15 protein-coding genes are annotated in these 16,100 nt (G+C 70.4%); 4 read left to right on the top strand and 11 right to left on the bottom strand.

From position 1 onward, the window contains the following. From ACIUM1_RS09825 to eccCa, 8 genes are all read right to left on the bottom strand, one after another. On the bottom strand, positions 1-330 hold the full coding sequence (locus ACIUM1_RS09825; RefSeq protein WP_406816981.1) for a type VII secretion target: 330 nt from the start codon (positions 328-330) through the stop codon (positions 1-3). A gap of 43 nt (positions 331-373) precedes the next feature. Continuing rightward, the gene (glmM, locus tag ACIUM1_RS09830) at positions 374-1,720 is read right to left on the bottom strand and encodes a phosphoglucosamine mutase (RefSeq protein ID WP_406816982.1); all 1,347 of its coding nucleotides are present in this window, start codon (positions 1,718-1,720) and stop codon (positions 374-376) included. 149 nt (positions 1,721-1,869) lie between these two features. Next, positions 1,870-2,340 (bottom strand): 30S ribosomal protein S9, encoded by a 471-nt coding sequence (rpsI, locus tag ACIUM1_RS09835; protein WP_406817619.1) that lies wholly within the window; start codon positions 2,338-2,340, stop codon positions 1,870-1,872. Positions 2,341-2,414: 74 nt separating this feature from the next. Next, complete coding sequence (rplM, locus tag ACIUM1_RS09840; protein ID WP_406816983.1) at positions 2,415-2,858, bottom strand: 50S ribosomal protein L13; 444 nt, start codon at positions 2,856-2,858, stop codon at positions 2,415-2,417. 249 nt (positions 2,859-3,107) lie between these two features. Further along, complete coding sequence (locus ACIUM1_RS09845) at positions 3,108-3,410, bottom strand: WXG100 family type VII secretion target (protein ID WP_406817620.1); 303 nt, start codon at positions 3,408-3,410, stop codon at positions 3,108-3,110. Between the two features lie 9 nt (positions 3,411-3,419). Further along, positions 3,420-3,737, bottom strand: coding sequence for a WXG100 family type VII secretion target (locus tag ACIUM1_RS09850; protein WP_406816984.1), 318 nt, complete (start codon positions 3,735-3,737; stop codon positions 3,420-3,422). Positions 3,738-3,781: 44 nt separating this feature from the next. Then, the gene (locus ACIUM1_RS09855) at positions 3,782-5,026 is read right to left on the bottom strand and encodes a type VII secretion-associated protein (protein ID WP_406816985.1); all 1,245 of its coding nucleotides are present in this window, start codon (positions 5,024-5,026) and stop codon (positions 3,782-3,784) included. Further along, entirely contained in the window at positions 5,023-8,715 is a 3,693-nt protein-coding gene (gene eccCa / locus ACIUM1_RS09860) for a type VII secretion protein EccCa (protein ID WP_406816986.1), read from the bottom strand. Before eccCa ends, ACIUM1_RS09855 begins: the two co-directional genes overlap by 4 nt. 126 nt (positions 8,716-8,841) lie before the next feature. Here eccCa and eccD point away from each other — a divergent pair, with 126 nt between their 5' ends. Next, positions 8,842-10,230 carry a type VII secretion integral membrane protein EccD gene (gene eccD, locus ACIUM1_RS09865; protein ID WP_406816987.1) on the top strand — a complete coding sequence of 463 codons (1,389 nt, stop codon included), beginning with the start codon at positions 8,842-8,844 and terminating at the stop codon, positions 10,228-10,230. Next, positions 10,224-11,537 (top strand): type VII secretion-associated serine protease mycosin, encoded by a 1,314-nt coding sequence (mycP, locus tag ACIUM1_RS09870; protein ID WP_406816988.1) that lies wholly within the window; start codon positions 10,224-10,226, stop codon positions 11,535-11,537. The genes eccD and mycP overlap by 7 nt, the downstream gene beginning before the upstream one ends. Here mycP and eccB read toward each other — a convergent pair. Continuing rightward, positions 11,502-12,878 (bottom strand): type VII secretion protein EccB, encoded by a 1,377-nt coding sequence (gene eccB, locus ACIUM1_RS09875; RefSeq protein ID WP_406816989.1) that lies wholly within the window; start codon positions 12,876-12,878, stop codon positions 11,502-11,504. The genes mycP and eccB overlap by 36 nt on opposite strands. A gap of 120 nt (positions 12,879-12,998) precedes the next feature. Between eccB and ACIUM1_RS09880 the strand changes: the two genes are divergently transcribed. Both ACIUM1_RS09880 and ACIUM1_RS09885 read left to right on the top strand, forming a co-directional pair. Then, positions 12,999-13,913 carry a cutinase family protein gene (locus ACIUM1_RS09880; protein WP_406816990.1) on the top strand — a complete coding sequence of 305 codons (915 nt, stop codon included), beginning with the start codon at positions 12,999-13,001 and terminating at the stop codon, positions 13,911-13,913. A gap of 42 nt (positions 13,914-13,955) precedes the next feature. Then, complete coding sequence (locus ACIUM1_RS09885; RefSeq protein ID WP_406816991.1) at positions 13,956-14,591, top strand: cutinase family protein; 636 nt, start codon at positions 13,956-13,958, stop codon at positions 14,589-14,591. Here the strand turns inward: ACIUM1_RS09885 and truA are convergent. Continuing rightward, positions 14,588-15,448 (bottom strand): tRNA pseudouridine(38-40) synthase TruA, encoded by an 861-nt coding sequence (gene truA / locus ACIUM1_RS09890; RefSeq protein ID WP_406816992.1) that lies wholly within the window; start codon positions 15,446-15,448, stop codon positions 14,588-14,590. The genes ACIUM1_RS09885 and truA overlap by 4 nt on opposite strands. Beyond that, on the bottom strand, positions 15,426-16,058 hold the full coding sequence (gene rplQ / locus ACIUM1_RS09895) for a 50S ribosomal protein L17 (RefSeq protein WP_406816993.1): 633 nt from the start codon (positions 16,056-16,058) through the stop codon (positions 15,426-15,428). Before rplQ ends, truA begins: the two co-directional genes overlap by 23 nt. Positions 16,059-16,100 lie beyond the last annotated feature (42 nt).

Here is a 16,100-nt window from a genome sequence, read left to right on the forward strand (position 1 = left end):
TTAGGCGATCCGGGCCGCGGCATAGAATTCGGCGTCGGCGTAGCGCTCGGCGCTGGATCGCAGCGCCGCGGCGATCTCGCCCGACGCCCGCGACCACTGCGACATTTGCGCCACCAGGCGCTCCAATTCGGCGCGCAGCATGTCGCCGCGTGCGGTGTGTTCGCGGCCGGCGCCGGCCCCGCCGAAAGCCAGCCTGGACAGGTGGGCACTGACCGCGCGGTCGATGAAATCGGCCGCCATGGCGAATTGATTAGCGACCCGCTGTGCCGCCGGCACGTCGATCTGTGTGCGGTCGACGGCCGCCTGGCACGTTCCCCCAACGAATTTCATGCCTTATCCGACGCCCTCGGGCGCGGCGGGGTTCCGGGGAGATCTACAGCGCGTCGCTGACCGCTTCGGCGACCCGGGTGGCGATCCGCGCAGCGATATCCTTTTCCGGCGCTTCCACCATCACGCGGATCATCGGCTCGGTTCCCGACGGGCGCAACAGGATTCGGCCGGTGTCGCCCAGCTCGGCCTCGGCCTGCCCCAGGGCGCTCTGCACCGCGGGCGCCGCGGCGGCGATGTCCTTATCGGCGACCGTGACGTTGATCAGTACCTGCGGCAGCGTCTGCATCGCCGAGGCCAGCTCGGCCAGCGACGAGCCGGTCTGCACCATCCTGGTCATCAGCCGCAGGCCGGTGACGATGCCGTCGCCGGTCGAGCCCAACGCGGGCATCACGATGTGCCCGGACTGCTCGCCGCCGAGGCTGTAGTCGCCGGCCCGCAATTCCTCCACCACGTAGCGGTCGCCGACGCCGGTGGTGCGCACCGTGATTCCGGCCGAGCGCATGGCCAGGTGCAGCCCCAGGTTGCTCATCACGGTGGTGACCAGGGTCTTGGACGCCAGCTCGCCGGCATCGCGCATCGCCAGCGCGAGCACCACCATGATGTGGTCGCCGTCGACCAGGTTGCCGTCGGCGTCGATGGCCAGGCAGCGATCGGCGTCCCCGTCGTGGGCCAGGCCCAGGTCGGCGCGGTGCGCGACCACGGCCGCGCGCAGCGAATCCAGGTGCGTCGAACCGCAGTTGTCGTTGATGTTGAGCCCGTTGGGATCGGCGTTGATGGCGATTACCCGGGCACCGGCCGCGCGGTAGGCGCGGGGAGCCACCGCGGAGGCCGCCCCATGGGCGCAGTCCACCACCACCGTCAGCCCGTCGAGGCGCAGCGTGCTGGCCTTGCTCAGGTGGCGCAGGTAGCGGTCGGCCGCGTCCTCGGCGTCGATGACCCGCCCGATACCGGCGCCGACCGGGCGCGACCCGGGATCGGACTCGACATCGGCGAGCAACGCCTCGATCTGGTCCTCGGTGCCGTCGTCGAGCTTGTGGCCGCCGGGGCCGAAGATTTTGATGCCGTTGTCGGGCATCGGATTGTGCGACGCCGAGATCATCACGCCGAAGTCGGCGTCGTAGGCGCCGGTCAGGTAGGCCACCGCGGGGGTGGGCAGCACCCCCACCCGCAGCGCGTCGACGCCCTGGCTGGTCAGCCCGGCGATCACCGCCGCCTCCAGCATCTCTCCGCTGGCCCGCGGGTCGCGGCCGATCACCGCGACCCGTCGGCCCGGTGCCGGAGCGCTCGCCAGGTGCCGCGCCGCCGCGGAACCCAGCGCCAGCGCCAGCTCGGCGGTCAACTCGCGATTGGCGACCCCACGGACACCGTCGGTGCCGAATAGTCGACCCATGCGACCAAACCTCTCACAGTTGTCGGGCTAGCACCTAACGTGCCCGTTCCTTTGTGGACGAAACGGGTCGCGTAAGGGCGCAGACACGCCGCAACCGGCCACAACTTGTGCACCGCGATGCCAAGTTGTGGCCAGTTAGCGACCGCTGATCAGCGCTTGCTGTACTGAGGTGCCTTACGGGCCTTCTTCAGGCCGTACTTCTTGCGCTCCGTGGCCCGCGGGTCACGGGTGAGGAAGCCGGCCTTCTTCAGCGGGGGCCGGTCCTCGGGCTGGGCCAGGATCAGCGCCCGGGCGATGCCCAGCCGCAGCGCGCCGGCCTGCCCCGACGGGCCGCCGCCGTGCAGCAGCGCGTAGATGTCGAAGCTGTCCACCCGGTCGACGGTGACCAGCGGGGCCTTGATGAGCTGCTGGTGCACCTTGTTGGGGAAGTAGCCCTCCAGGGTGCGGCCGTTCAGGTTGAACTTGCCGGTGCCGGGCACCAGGCGCACCCGCACCACGGCCTCCTTGCGGCGGCCGACGGTCTGGATGGGCCGGTCGAACACGAAGGACTCGGCGGGCGCGGGAGCCGCGGCGGTCTCGGCGGCCTCGACCGGGGCTTCGGTCACCTCGGCGACGACCACCGTCTCGGCTGCGGGCTCTGCGACTTCTGCGGTTTCCGGGTTCTCCGGGTTCTCCAGGGCCTCGGTCGGTTCGGTCACTGGGCCACCTGCTTGATCTCGTACGGAAGGGGCTGTTGTGCGGCGTGGGGGTGCGTCGGGCCGGCGTAGACGTGCAGCTTGCGCGCGATCTGCCGGGCCAGCTTGTTCTTGGGCAGCATGCCGATGATCGCGTCCTGCACGACGCGGTCCGGGTGCTTGTCCATCAGCTCACGGATGGTTCGGCTGCTCAGACCGCCGGGATACCCCGAGTGGCGGTAAGCCAGCTTCTTGTCCAGCTTCTGGCCGCTGAAGGCGACCTTGTCGGCGTTGATCACGATGACGAAGTCACCGCCGTCGACATTGGGGGTGAACGTCGGCTTGTGCTTGCCGCGCAGCAGGGTGGCTGCCGCGACGGCAAGGCGGCCAAGCACCACGTCCGTGGCGTCGATGACGTGCCACGACCTCGTGGTGTCACCCGCCTTCGGCGTGTACGTAGGCACAGCGCTTACCATTCTTTCTCTCGAGGGTGGGTCCCGGTGTGACCCGGGGGCCGGTCAGGCGTTCGCGGCAAGGGCTTGGTCTCGGCGACCGACATTGACCCGAGGCCCCGGCGTACCGCACGCCAACGGAGCAGCTTACCGACCGCCATCCCCGCAGGTCAAAATGACTGTGTGGTCCCAACGGCTCTCCCCCGTCAGGACCACACAGTCTCACGGCGCGGCTACCTCCGCGCGGTGGTCTCTCGGCCGCTACCGCGCCCAGGCGCCGGCGGCCCTCCGGTCGGCGTTGGCCACCTCGTCCGCACCGTCGCGGACGGCGTTTCCCAGCTCGGCCAGTATCTCGTTCAGCGCGGTCGCCGACTGGTGCCATTTCAGCTGCTCAGCCTGGTAGGCGGCGGCCGCTTCACTGGTCCACAGCTGCTGCAGCGGGGCGATTTGAGATCTCAGCTCGTCCAGAGCGGCGTTCAAGCGGGCCGACGTGGCGTGAATTTCCTGGCGCACCGAGTGTTCGATTTCGCCGAAGTTATAGGAGAGCACCGGGTCCATGGGGATCCTTCCTCGTCACAGGTTTCCGCCGGCGGCGGCGATGTGGTGTGCGTGGCTTTGGCCGGCCTCCTGCAGGGTGGCCGCGTTGTGCCGAATGGTGTCGGCGATGCTGTTCAGGGAGTGATACAGCCTCACCGACTCCGCGTTCCAGCGGTCCATCACGTCTTTGAACCGCGCGGCCGCGAGCCCGCCCCACGCCGACGGCGGCACGCCGTTCATGCGGCCGACGAACGCCTGCAACATCGCCCTGATTTCCTCGTTGCGGGAGTCGGTGGTGCCCGCCACCGACCGCATCAGGTCGAAGTCGGTGCTCACTGTGTTCGATGCAGCCATACCGAATACGACCCCCGGGGCGGTCGTTCGGTTCCACAAAATCTTCAACTGATCGCCCGGGCCGATCGCACCGCCTGCTCGCAGGCGCCACGTACGGCGTCCTCGTCCCCGGCCCGGCTCTGGCAACCGATGCTGATCCGCACCGGCCCGTCCAGCAGCACCGTCCAGCGCACCTGATGGCCGGGCCGCACTTCGCGGTAGGTCACCGCCGGCCGCCCGGCGCTGATCCCGGACGGGTTGAAGTCGACGAACAACCCGGGCGGCTCGGTGTCGATCGCGCGCCTCAACCGGTCCGCGGTGCCGCTCAGCGTCTCGCCGGCGACCGGGGACTGGGTGAGGTGCAGGGCCACTTCGGGATCCGCCGGCGATGTCACCTGTACCCGGGCCGAGCCCGGTCCGCCGACCACCCGTTGCACCGACCAGGTCGCGGGCACCGACAGCGCCACCCGGCCCTCCACCAGAAACGTTGTGGGCGCGGTTTGCACCGGCCTTGGCGTCACCACACCGGGTCGGCCCATCGTCATCGCGGCCGCCGCCGCCGCGCCGACCATCAGGGCGGCCGCCCCGAATGCGCTCAGCGTGCGGCTGCGCGGTCGGCCGCCACCGGCAGGCGCGGCACCGGCCGCCCCCGACGGCTCGGTGGTGGGCCGGTAGGCCGACCGCGCCAGCCGGGCCAGCCGAATGTCGTTGACTTCGAGTATGTCTGGGGCCTCCCGGGCGGCTTTACGCACCGCTCGGCCAATCAGTGCCGCCAGCGCCGACGCGCCGGAGACGGCGCTCGGTGCATCGATCAGTACGGCCGCGGGTGCCGTCGCGGCCACGACGTTCACAACGTCGTGGGCGACGGCACGCGGTTCTGCCGTGCGCGGGATGGCGGTGACCTCGCGTGCGGTGATCACCACCAACCGCTCGGCGATTTCGACCACCACCGTGGCGTCCGGGGCGGCCGGAGACGCCCGCACCAGCAGCGACGATCGCACCCGCGTCCGCGGCTCGGCTGCCGCTGCCGCGGCGGCCGCGCTCACCACACCCACGCGCGACGCCGACCACCACGACGGATGGATGACGACGACTCCGTCGCCGTGGCCGCGGGTGGCTGACCGCAACGCGGCTTCCCACAGTGCGTCGACGGCCACCGGCCGCTCCCCCACCAGCGCCACCTGGTCGTCTATCGCGTCCAGCGCCGCCCGAACGACGTCGGCCGCGTTATCGTCGGAAACGGTTGTGGCGCAACATAACCGGCGGATCGTGCCGGGCCCGGCTTCGACGATGGCGGGATGGCCGGTCACGGTGGGGTCCAGGCGACCTGGACCAGTTCTTCGTCACCGGCCCGAGTGGTCAGGACGCCGCGACCCGGCGGCAATCGCACCGGCGCGCTGGAGCCGAGCACCGCGCCCTGAGCCGGACATCCGCTCATCAACAGTGACGCGCAACCGCGGTCGCGCAGGCTCGCCAGCAGTGGCTCGAACATCGCGCGCTCGACCCCGCCGCTGTGTCGAGCGATGACCAGATGCAATCCCAGATCCGCGGCGTACGGCAGCAATTCGACGATCGGCGCCAACGGATTGCCTGCCGGGCCGGCGACAAGGTCGTAGTCATCGACGATGACATAGAGGTCCGGCCCGGACCACCATGCGCCACGGCGCAACTGGGCCTGGGTGGCGTCGGGCGGCGGCATCCGCGCCTGCAGGACCTCGAGCAGATCGGGCAACAACACGGCCAGCGCGGCAGGCGATATGGCATAGCCACCGAGGTGCGCCGACTCGACGACACCCAGCAGCGCCCGCCGAAAGTCGACGATCAACAGCTGGGCCTGCATGGGTGTCTTCGTCCGGACGATCTCCCGGCACAGCGTCCGCAGTGTCGCGGTCTTCCCGCACCCGTTGTCGCCGAACACCAGAAGATGCGTGTGGTGGTCGAAATCAAGTGCTGTCGGCCGCATTTCGCGTTCGGCCAGGCCGAGCAATATCCGGGCGCCCAACTCGGCGCCCGATCCGTGCACCACGTCCTCGCGATCCACGTGCGCGGGAAGCAACGGTATCGGCGGAGCAACGGATTCACCGGCAGGCACGTCGGCGACGGGCAAGGCGATCACCATGTGCAGCCCCTCAGGGGACAGACCACGGCCCGGGCTGTCGCGCGGAACATGCTGCGCAGCCCGGCGGTCTATCTCGGAGTCGGCGGGATCACCCAGGCGTAGCTCGATGCGCGTGCCGATCTGATCCCTCAGGGCGGGCCGCACCTCGGGCCACCGTGATGCCGACAACACCACGTGCACACCGTACGAAAGCCCCTGCGCCGCAAGCGCGATGACCGACTCCTCCAGTGATTCGAATGCCTGGCGCAGGCTCGCCCAGCCGTCGATGACGAGGAACACGTCGCCGAATGGATCACCGCAGGCAGGCATGTCGGCACGTCGCCGGCGGTATTCGGCGATCGACGCGATGCCGTGCTCGCGGAACATGGCTGCCCGGCGTCGAACGACCGACTCGCATGCGGCGACTATCCGGCCGGCCAGGCGCGGCTCCGCTCGCCCGGCAACCGCACCCACATGCGGCATCGCCTGCACCGCCGACAGTGCCCCTCCACCGAAATCGAGGCAGTAGAACTGCGCCTGGCCGGGATCATGCGTGGCCGCCAGTGCCGTGATGAGTGTGCGCAGCGTCGTCGACTTTCCCGATTGGGGTGCGCCGATGACCGCCACATTGCCCGCGGCCGCGGACAAATCGAGCATCAGCGGCGTCCGGCGCTGATCGAAGGGCCGGTCGACTATGCCGATGGGGATGGCCAGGCCGCCCGGTCTGCACTCGACGTCGGCCAGCACGATGTGCAGCGCCGGGGCGGCCCCGAGCGGGGGCAGCCAAACCGGATGCGCGGGTGGGCCCAGGCCAGACAGCCGGTCCAGGACAGCGCCCGAAACGGTCCGTTCGGGCGCCTCGTCCAACTCGACGGTGCGGCTTACGGCCCCGGTTACCCGGGTGCTGAACACCCGCACCGGAGGCACCGTCCCGGCCGGTGCGCGAGCCGGTGCGTCCTTGCGCAGCGGCGCCGAAACCAACGCGGTCTGGAAGCGCACCGGCTCACCGCCGCTGACGCGCAAGAAGCCGGCGCCCGGGGTGTTCGGCAGTCGGTAGGCGTCGAGATTACCGAGCACGCTTTGGGATTCGGAGGCGGACAGTGTTTTCAGGCATACCCGGTAAGACAGGTGGGATTCCAGCCCACGCAGCCGGCCCTCCTCGAGACGCTGACTGGCCAGCAGCAGGTGGATGCCCAGCGACCGGCCGAGGCGACCGATCGCGACGAACGTGTCGGCGAAATCGGGATGCTGGCTGAGCAATTCGGAGAACTCGTCGACGATGACGAACAATGTCGGCAGCGCCGGCGCCGGACCAACCCTGCGTGCCCGTTCGTACGCCGCGACGCTGACGCAGCCCGCTGTCCGCAGCAGCTGCTGGCGACGGTTCATCTCACCGGCCAGGGCATCGCGCATCCGGGCCACCAGCGGCGCATCGTCGGCCAGGTTGGTGATCACCGCGGCCACGTGCGGGGCGCCCGCGTAATCGAGAAACGTCGCGCCACCTTTGAAGTCGACGAGTAGCAGGTTCAGCGTTTCCGGCGAGTTGCGCGCCATCATGCCCAACGCGATGCAGCGCAACAGTTCTGACTTGCCCGAACCGGTGGCACCGATGCACAGCCCATGCGGCCCCATCCCGCCTTCGGCCGGCTCTTTGATGTCCAGCTCGAGTGGGATGCCCTGCACCGCGGTTCCGATCGGTACGCGAAGCCGGTCGCGCTGTCGCTGGCGACCCCACAGCGCCACCGGGTCGAACCGGTCCAGCTGGTGCAGCCCGGCCAGCCGTGGCCACCAGGGATCGGATCCGTCCGGGCGCACACCGCGCGCGTGGTGCCCGGCCAGGCGGCGCGCGCAGATCAGTGCGTCGACGGGCGTCATCTGGTCGGGGCGCCAACCCGGTGGGGTCTGAACGGGCGGCCGGATTTCCAGCGGTGCCCCGTCGCGGCCGCCGCCGACCGCGATGGTGGTTGCGCCGATAACCGGATCGACGCCCTCGGAGACGTCGGTGAGCACCACCACTTCGGGTGCTCGGATGGTGGCGAGCGCGTGCCGCGCCGCTGCTGTGCTCGAATAGACCATCCGCACCGGGCCGGCCTCATCGGCGGCTTCCGGATGTTGGTTGTGTGGTAGCCATTTCAGCCAATCCCAGTGACCGCGGTTCTCATCGTCGATCACCGCGGCGATCTGCAGTTGGTCAGGGGCGTGCAGCACAGCGAGCTGGCAGAGGATCGCGCGCAGTAACGCGCGCACCTCGCCCCGGTCACCGCCGACCGTCACGAGTGTCCCCTCCCGCAGGCCGACCGTGACCGGAGCTTGAATCGTCGAATGCGTGCGCAGGAAGCGACGCAGTGCCGCCGAGGTCACCGGATCGCCGAAGTCCTCCGAGGCGAGCTGGGGGGCAACCAAGCGGCGGGCCAGTGGCTGGGTTCCCATGCCCACCCGCACCAGGCCGAAGTCGGGGTCGGTTGGCCGTCGCTCCCACATCCGCGGGCCGCCGATCAGGGTCCACAGCGTGTCGGGGTCTGGATGGCGGCTGATCGATGAGTGCTGCTGTGCCACAGCGATTTCGCAGACGGATCGACTCAGCCCGCTCAGGTATTCCAGATACCGGTCGCGGTCGGCATCGCTCCCACCGCCGTGCCGGCCGGAACGGCCGGCCAGCCCCGTCGCCACGGTCGAAACCAGCATCATCGCCGGGAATGCCAGCAACGCCGGGTTGCGCGCCACGCCGGTGCCGGCGGTGAAGACCGTCGTCATGACGCCCATGCACACCAGTGAAAGCGCGACCGGCAGCTGCCGCCGCAGTGTGCCCGGCGACGCCGGGGACGGGAGGTCCGGCGGCGCGTCGACAACGATGTCGGCACTCGAAGTCTGCGGTACCGCCGGCACGAAAGACTGGGTCATCTCATCCCCTTCCCATGCGACGGTAAGTGGCGTCACATCCGGGCGACAAGTCACCTGTGGACAGCCGGATACCGCGCCGTGCGGACCTCGCTACGTTCATTCCCAATCCGACCGAAGGGTTCGCCGTTGCCTGCATCCGAGACCGGGCTGCGACGCGTCTCGGTGCATTGGGACGCCGCCGTCGTCGACGTCACGCTGCCCGCCGGAATCCCTGTGGCTGAGCTGATTCCGGCGGTGGTCGACATACTCGAGGTTGACCACCCCGACAGTGGGGCCTTGCTGTACCGGTTATCGGTGCCGGGTGGATCCGCCTTGGATCCGTCTAGGACGCTGGCGCAACATGGCATCGGAGATGGCGCCATGCTGGTGCTGAGTCGGCGCGGCGCGCCGTTGCCCGCTCCCCGCTACTTCGACGTGGCGCAGGCCGTGGCGGCCACGCTCGACGCGGGAACCGAGCCGCGCGATGGCGCTGCGCGTACGCGGGCATCCCGACTCGCCGGGGCGGCGGCGGCAATCCTTGCCGCCGGGGTAGGAGGGCTGACGATCGCGCGTAACACGCTTGGCGGCAACGCGACTCGGGATACCGCCGCCACGGTGGCCGCGTTGGTATCGGCAGGCGCCCTGGCCCTCGGGTTGGCGGCGGTCGCGCACCGCGGTTGTCGAGACCAGACCGCCGGGCTGGCGTTGAGCGTGGTCGCCACCGGGTTCGCGGCGGTGGCCGGCTTCGTGGCGGTGCCCGGCGGGCCGGGCATCCCCAATGTGTTGCTGGCCGCGACGGCGGCCGCGGCGACCGCGGCTGTCGCGATGCGCGTATCGGGTTGCGGCGTGGTCACATTGACCGCCGTGTCGTGCTCCACCGTGGTCATCGCGGCGGCGTGCCTGCTGGGTGCGATCAGCGCGGCGTCACTGCGCGTCATCGCTTCGGCGGCTGCGCTGGCATCGCTTGTCCTGCTCGGAATGGCGGCGCGCGCATCGATCGCACTGGCGGGCCTCTCGCCCCGCCTGCAGACGCCGGACGCGGCAGGAACCGAACCGAGTGGCGCGCGAGTGCGTGGCCAAGCGGTGCGCGCCGGCGGCTGGCTGGCAGGCCTGCATGCCGGGCTCTCGGTATCGGCCACGGTCGGTGCGGTCGTCACCGTGCTTGCCGGCGCACCTCGCCTGTCCTGCACCGCGTTCGGCGCGCTCACCGGCGCGCTGCTGTTGGTGCGCTCCCGATCCACCGACATGAGAACAATGCTGGTGTTCGCGATCTGCGGAATTATCACTGCCGCAACGACCTTCGGCGTAGCGGCCTGGTGCGCACCATTGCCCGGCCCGTGCATCGCGGCGATGACGACGATGTCGGTCGCCGTGGCAATGTACCTGGGCTTCGTCGGCCCGGCACGGCCCGCATCGCCCGTCCTACGTCGAAGCGTCGATCTGCTGGAGTGGTTGGCGCTGGCCGCCACGGTTCCGTTGACATGCTGGATATGTGGGCTTTACGGTGCGGCCCGGGGACTGAACCTGACATGGTGAGTCCATCCGCCGGCCGCCTGCTGGCGGTGTCGGCGCTGACATTGTCGGGAGCGCTCGGAACACCGGTGGCACAGGCGGTTTCGCCTCCGGACGTCGATGACAGGTGGTTACCCAAGCCCGCCTTGCCGGCGGCCCCGTGGCCGACCGTGCAGCGCGAGGTGTGCGCGACGATGACCGTCGATTCCGGACCGGGCCGCGATCAGCCTGCCGGCCTGGCCGACCTGTCGGCGGTCTGGCAACTCAGCCGCGGCGGCGGACAGCGGGTCGCGGTCATCGACACCGGGATCTCACGACACCGTCGGCTGCCCGCTGTGGTGCCCGGCGGTGACTACGTGTCCACCGGCGACGGTACACAGGATTGCGACGCGCACGGCACGCTGGTGGCCGGAATCATCGCGGCCACCGCCGATTCCAAGGCCGATGGCTTCAGCGGGGTGGCACCGGAAGCCACGTTGATCAGCATTCGTCAGTCCAGCGCGAAGTTCGCCCCCGCCGACGACCGCGCCCGGACCGGGGTGGGTGATGTCGACACCCTCGCGAAGGCCGTCCGGACGGCGGCCGACCTGGGGGCCTCGGTGATCAACATCTCGTCGATTGCCTGCGCGCCGGCGGATTCGGCGCTCGATGACCGCGCGCTGGGCGCGGCGCTGGCCTACGCCGTCGACGTCAAGAATGCCGTCGTCGTGGCGGCGGCGGGCAACACCGGCGGCTCCGGTCAGTGTCCACCGCAGCGGGCGGACGCCACCTGGCAGACCGCCACGGTCACCGTCAGCCCGGCCTGGTACGACGACTACGTGCTGACCGTCGGGTCGGTCGACGCCCGTGGCGCGCCGTCGGCATTCAGCCTTGCCGGGCCGTGGGTGGACGTCGCGGCGCCGGGTGAGGCGGTGACGTCCCTCGCGCCGGAGCCGGTCTCCGGCACCAGCTATGCCGCCCCGGTGGTCAGCGGACTGGCCGCGCTGATCCGGGCCCGCTTCCCGGCATTGACCGCCCGCCAGGTGATGCAGCGCATCGAAACGACGGCCCATCATCCACCCGCGGGATGGGATCCCCGGGTCGGCAACGGCACCATCGATCCGCTCGCCGCCGTCGGTAGCGGCACGGGTCCTCCCGCCAACAGTCCCGCACCGCCGCCGGCACCGGCGCCCATCCTCGCGTCGCCGCCCGACCCACCGCGCGACTCCCGCGCCCGCGATATCGCGGTCCGCGGTGCCGCGGTCTGCCTGATTGCGCTGACCGTCGCGCTGGCCACCGGGGCGGTCCGGGGTCGCCTACGGCGAGCCCGCGACCGCATCGCGTGCGATTGACGCGTTCTGCCGGCTCAGCTCCGGTCCGGCCGGCAACAGGGTGAGCAGCGGCCACGGCGCCGGGGCCGCGTCGTGAAGACCCAGGTCGTGCGCGGCGTCGTCGTCGTGGATGGCGAACCGGACTCCGGAGTCGGTGATCAGGTAGCGGGTGCCGGCCCCGTCGCCGGCCCGCACGTCGGCGCTTGCGCCGGGCGGCACGTACACGGCGTCCAACGCGGGGCCGCTGCCGTCGGCTTGCGCCAACGCCACCGGCTCCCGACCCGCTGGCACCGGTAGCCGGCTCTCGGCCAGGAACTCGACGCCAACTTGGCCGGATGGCGTCCGCTCCCAGCTGGCGCACAACGTGCCGGCGGGCTCGGACAACGTCGGCGCCCGGTCGGGAAACAGGGCGACCGGCAGATCTGCGACGACGGCAGCGGCCCGGATAGCGTCGGGCGCGACGGCGACCGGGTTGGCCGTTCCCGTCGGGTTGCTCAGGCGCAGCAGGTCAGCGGCCACCCGGCCGATGCGCTGCACCCCGGTCGCCAGCACCGCGTAAAACTCGTCGCCGTCGGCCCGTGTGATGCGAAGCACACTGCCGACGGTGAAGCCTTGCAGTCCCGGCGGCCTGACTCCCCGAGCGCGGATGCGGGGCGGCGCGATCGGTGGCGCTTCCGGCACGGCATTCAGCAACGCCTGCGAGACGCGCAGCGGCGCTCGGCCCTCGATGCGCAGCGCGCGCAGCACGGCGGCATCGTCGAGGTCCACCATCGCGCGGTGTCCGTCGTAGAGCAGGTAGGCAGGCGAACCCGGTGCGGTGGCCACCAGGATGGCGTGCCCGGCCGCCAGCCGGTGCACCGCCGGGGCCTCGGAGCGGCGGCCGATGACGACCGTCGTGGTGCCGGCGCCGGTGCTGGCACAGACCAACCAACTCATATCCCCTGCGGACAGCGGCCTGCCGAGAAATTGCGGTGCGCCCGGAATGCCCAGCAGCGGACCGCGTTTGGTGCTGTCCAGGTCCGATTCGGTGACCGGCTGCGGGGTGGCGGCCGTCGCCGCGATGAGCCGGGCCGAAGCCAGGTTGAGCACCGGATGCCAGACGTCGCCCACTCGGACGAAGAGGGCACCGGATTCCCGGCCCACCACGATCTGCGCGCGGTCCAGCGCCGGATGAGGCCGCAGCACGGCCAGCAGCGCGCAGCCCGCCACCACGACGGCGGTGATCACGCACCCGAACGCCACCGGATGCGCCCGCGAGCGCCCGCCCGCCCCGCTACCCTCGCCCAGCAACGCGCCCTCGATGCGCCGCAGCAAATACCGATAAGCGCTGAGGTGCAGCCACGTGGCCGGCTGACGCGGCACCTGATCTCCCGCCCCTGAAATCCGTCAACGGTCACGGTAAGCCGCCTTTTCGCGGTGGCAGATCGGTTATCCACAGGCCAGGGGAGTTTCACCGGATCACAATTTGGGTAAAATCGCCCGGTGAAAACTCACCGCACACGTAGCCCTCGGGCGGGCACCGCGCGGTCAGCAGGCCGCTTGATCGGTCTGGGTGCGTCGGCCCTGGTTATCGCCGCCGGCCTGCTCGCCACCCCCGGCACGGCGCCCAAGGCCTCCGCTTTCGACTGCCCGGACGTCGAAGTCATCTTCGCCCGCGGCACCAACGAGCCCACTGGCCTGGGCCGGGTCGGCGACGCCTTCGTGGACTCGCTGCGCCAGCAGACCGGCTTGAACATCCTGCCGTACGGGGTGAACTACGCCGCCTCCAAGCTGCAGCTGCACGGCGGCGACGGCGCCAACGACACCATCGACCGCGTGAAAAAGAGCGTGGAAACCTGCCCGAACACCAAGATCGTGCTGGGCGGCTACTCGCAGGGCGCCTCCGTGATGGATATCGTGGCCGGCGTCCCCATCGGCGGCATCAGCTGGGGCAACACCCTGCCCGCGCAGTACGCCAACAACATCGCCGCCGTCGTGACCTTCGGTGACGTGGCCGACCGCGCCGGAGGGTCGCTCCCCACCAAGAGCGCGATGCTGGGCTCCAAGGCCGCCGACTATTGCAACCCCAACGACCCGATCTGTCACGCGGGCGAGGGCAACGAGTGGAGCGGACACACCGAGGGCTACGTCCCCGTCTACACCACCCAGGCGGCATCGTTCGTCGCGCAGAAACTGGCGGCCGCCGGCCTCGGCCAGCAGTCGCCCGCATTCGGCCCACCGCTGGGCCCCGGCTACGGCCCACAGCAGCAGCCGGGCTATGGCCAGCCGTCGCCGCTGTACGGTCAGACCCCGCCCGGGTCCAGCCCCTCGATCCACGGCGGCACCGGGACCGCTCCGGCTCCCGCTCCGTCGCTGCCGGCGCCGGCCACCGACTCACCGCAAGCACCTCTCGTCTAAATCGTTACCGTCGGGTTATCAACGCCCCCTTAACATCGCTGTGTGAGGCTTATCCCGTTAGGGCTGGGCATCGGAATTGGCGCAACGGGCGCGTTTTTGATTGCCCCCCAATTGGTTCCGCATGCGTCGGCGGCGTGTCCCGGCGTTGAAGTGGTCTTCGCGCGGGGCACCGACGAGCCCCCCGGTGTCGGCAAGGTGGGCGGCGCCTTCGTCAGCGCGCTGCGCGAGCAGACCCGCAAAAGCGTTGGTGCATACGGGGTGAACTACCCGGCCAGTAAAGACTTCCTGGCCGCCACCAACGGGGCCAACGACGCCAGCGCCCACCTGCAGCAGATGGCCACCAACTGCCCGGGCACCAAGCTGGTGCTGGGCGGGTATTCGCAGGGCGCCGCCGTCGTCGACATCGTCACGGCGGCACCGCTGCCCGGCCTCGGCTACCGCCAGCCGCTGCCGCCCGCGGCCGCCGACCACGTGGCGGCCGTCGCCCTGTTCGGCAATCCTTCCGGCCGGGCCGGGCAACTGATGAGTGCCCTGTCCCCGAATTTCGAGGGCAAGACCATCGACCTGTGCAACCCGGGCGACCCGATCTGCTCGAGCGGCTTGCAGTGGAGCTCGCACCTGAGCTACGTGCCCGGATTGACCAACAGGGCAGCGAATTTCGTCGCCGCCAGGGTCTAGCGCGAGCGCACGTCCCGGGTGATGAGGTTGCGGGCGGCGAGTTGGTCATCGGGCGGGTAGTCGACACCGACCAGCGACAGGCCGTGGGCGGGCGCGGCGGCGAAGTCGCTGGTTCGCTCTGTGGCGCTGAGCAATTCGCGGCAGTAGGAGACGGGCCGGCGGTGTTCGCCGACGGCCAGCAGCGCGCCGACCAGTGAGCGCACCATCGACCAGCAGAACGCGTCGGCGCTGACCTGCGCGGTGATCAGGTCGCCGTCGCGCGTCCACTCCAGCCGCTGTAGATCGCGAATGGTGGTGGCGTTCTCGCGATGACGGCAGAACGCGACAAAATCGTGCAATCCCAGCAGGTCTCGGGATGCGGTGGCCATCGCCTGGACGTCCAGCGGACGCGGCCAGCCGGTGACGTAGCGGGCCTGCAGCGGCTGCACTCCCCACGGCGCCGTCGAGATCCGGTACACATAGTGGCGGCGCAGCGCCGAGAACCTGGCATCGAAACCCGCCGGGGCGCGGCGGACATCGACGACCCGGACGTCGGTGGGCAAGAACCGGCCCAGTCGGCGCAGCAGCGGCAAGAACTCGGGCTCGCCGACGTGCGGTGCGCGCGGGTAGGCGTTGGGCAGCGCGTCGCGCGGCACGTCGACGTGAGCCACCTGCCCGGTGGCGTGCACTCCGGCGTCGGTGCGTCCCGCCGCGCGCAGCCGCACCGGCGTGCGAAAGACGGTCGTCAGCGCCTCGTCGAGAATTCCGGCCACGGTCCGCTGGCCGGCCTGAGCGGCCCAGCCCGCGAATCCTGTTCCGTCGTAGGCGATATCGAGCCGCAGACGGACGTCGTCGCTAACTCTCGTCAGCCTCGTCATCGGCGTCGGCGGCCTCGGCTTCGGCCCGCGCGGCCACGGCCTTCTCGGCCTTGTCTTCGGCCTGCGCCTGCGCCTTGGTCGGCTCGGCCTCGCCCGTGGTCTGCTCGACCTCGGTGGTGGCTTCCCCGGCCGTCGGGCCGACGGCCTCCTCCGGTTCGACAGCCGCCTGAGGCGCCGCCGCTGCCGCGACCGGAGCGTCGGACTTCTTGGAGGCCTTCACCCGACGAGCCCGATCGGCCTCGGAGGTGACCGTCTTCTCCCGCACCAGTTCGATCACGGCCATGGGCGCGTTGTCGCCCTTGCGCGGCTCGACCTTGATGATGCGGGTGTAGCCGCCGTTGCGGTCGGCGTAGAACGGACCGATCTCCGCGAACAGGGCGTGCACCACGTCCTTGTCGCGGATTTTCTTCAGCACCTCTCGACGGTTGTGCAGCGCACCCTTTTTCGCGTGGGTGATCAGCTTCTCCGCATACGGCCGCAGCGCCCGCGCCTTGGGCTCGGTCGTCTTGATCCGGCCGTGCTCGAACAGCGAGGTGGCCAGGTTGGCGAGCAGCGCCTTCTGGTGCGAAGACGACCCGCCGAGGCGAGGCCCCTTGGTGGGCTTGGGCATTGCGCTATCTCCTAAGTGGGGCCGGCCCCCGTATCAGGTAGG

The sequence above is a fragment of the Mycobacterium sp. M23085 genome, assembly GCF_045343915.1.
Lineage (GTDB): Bacteria > Actinomycetota > Actinomycetes > Mycobacteriales > Mycobacteriaceae > Mycobacterium.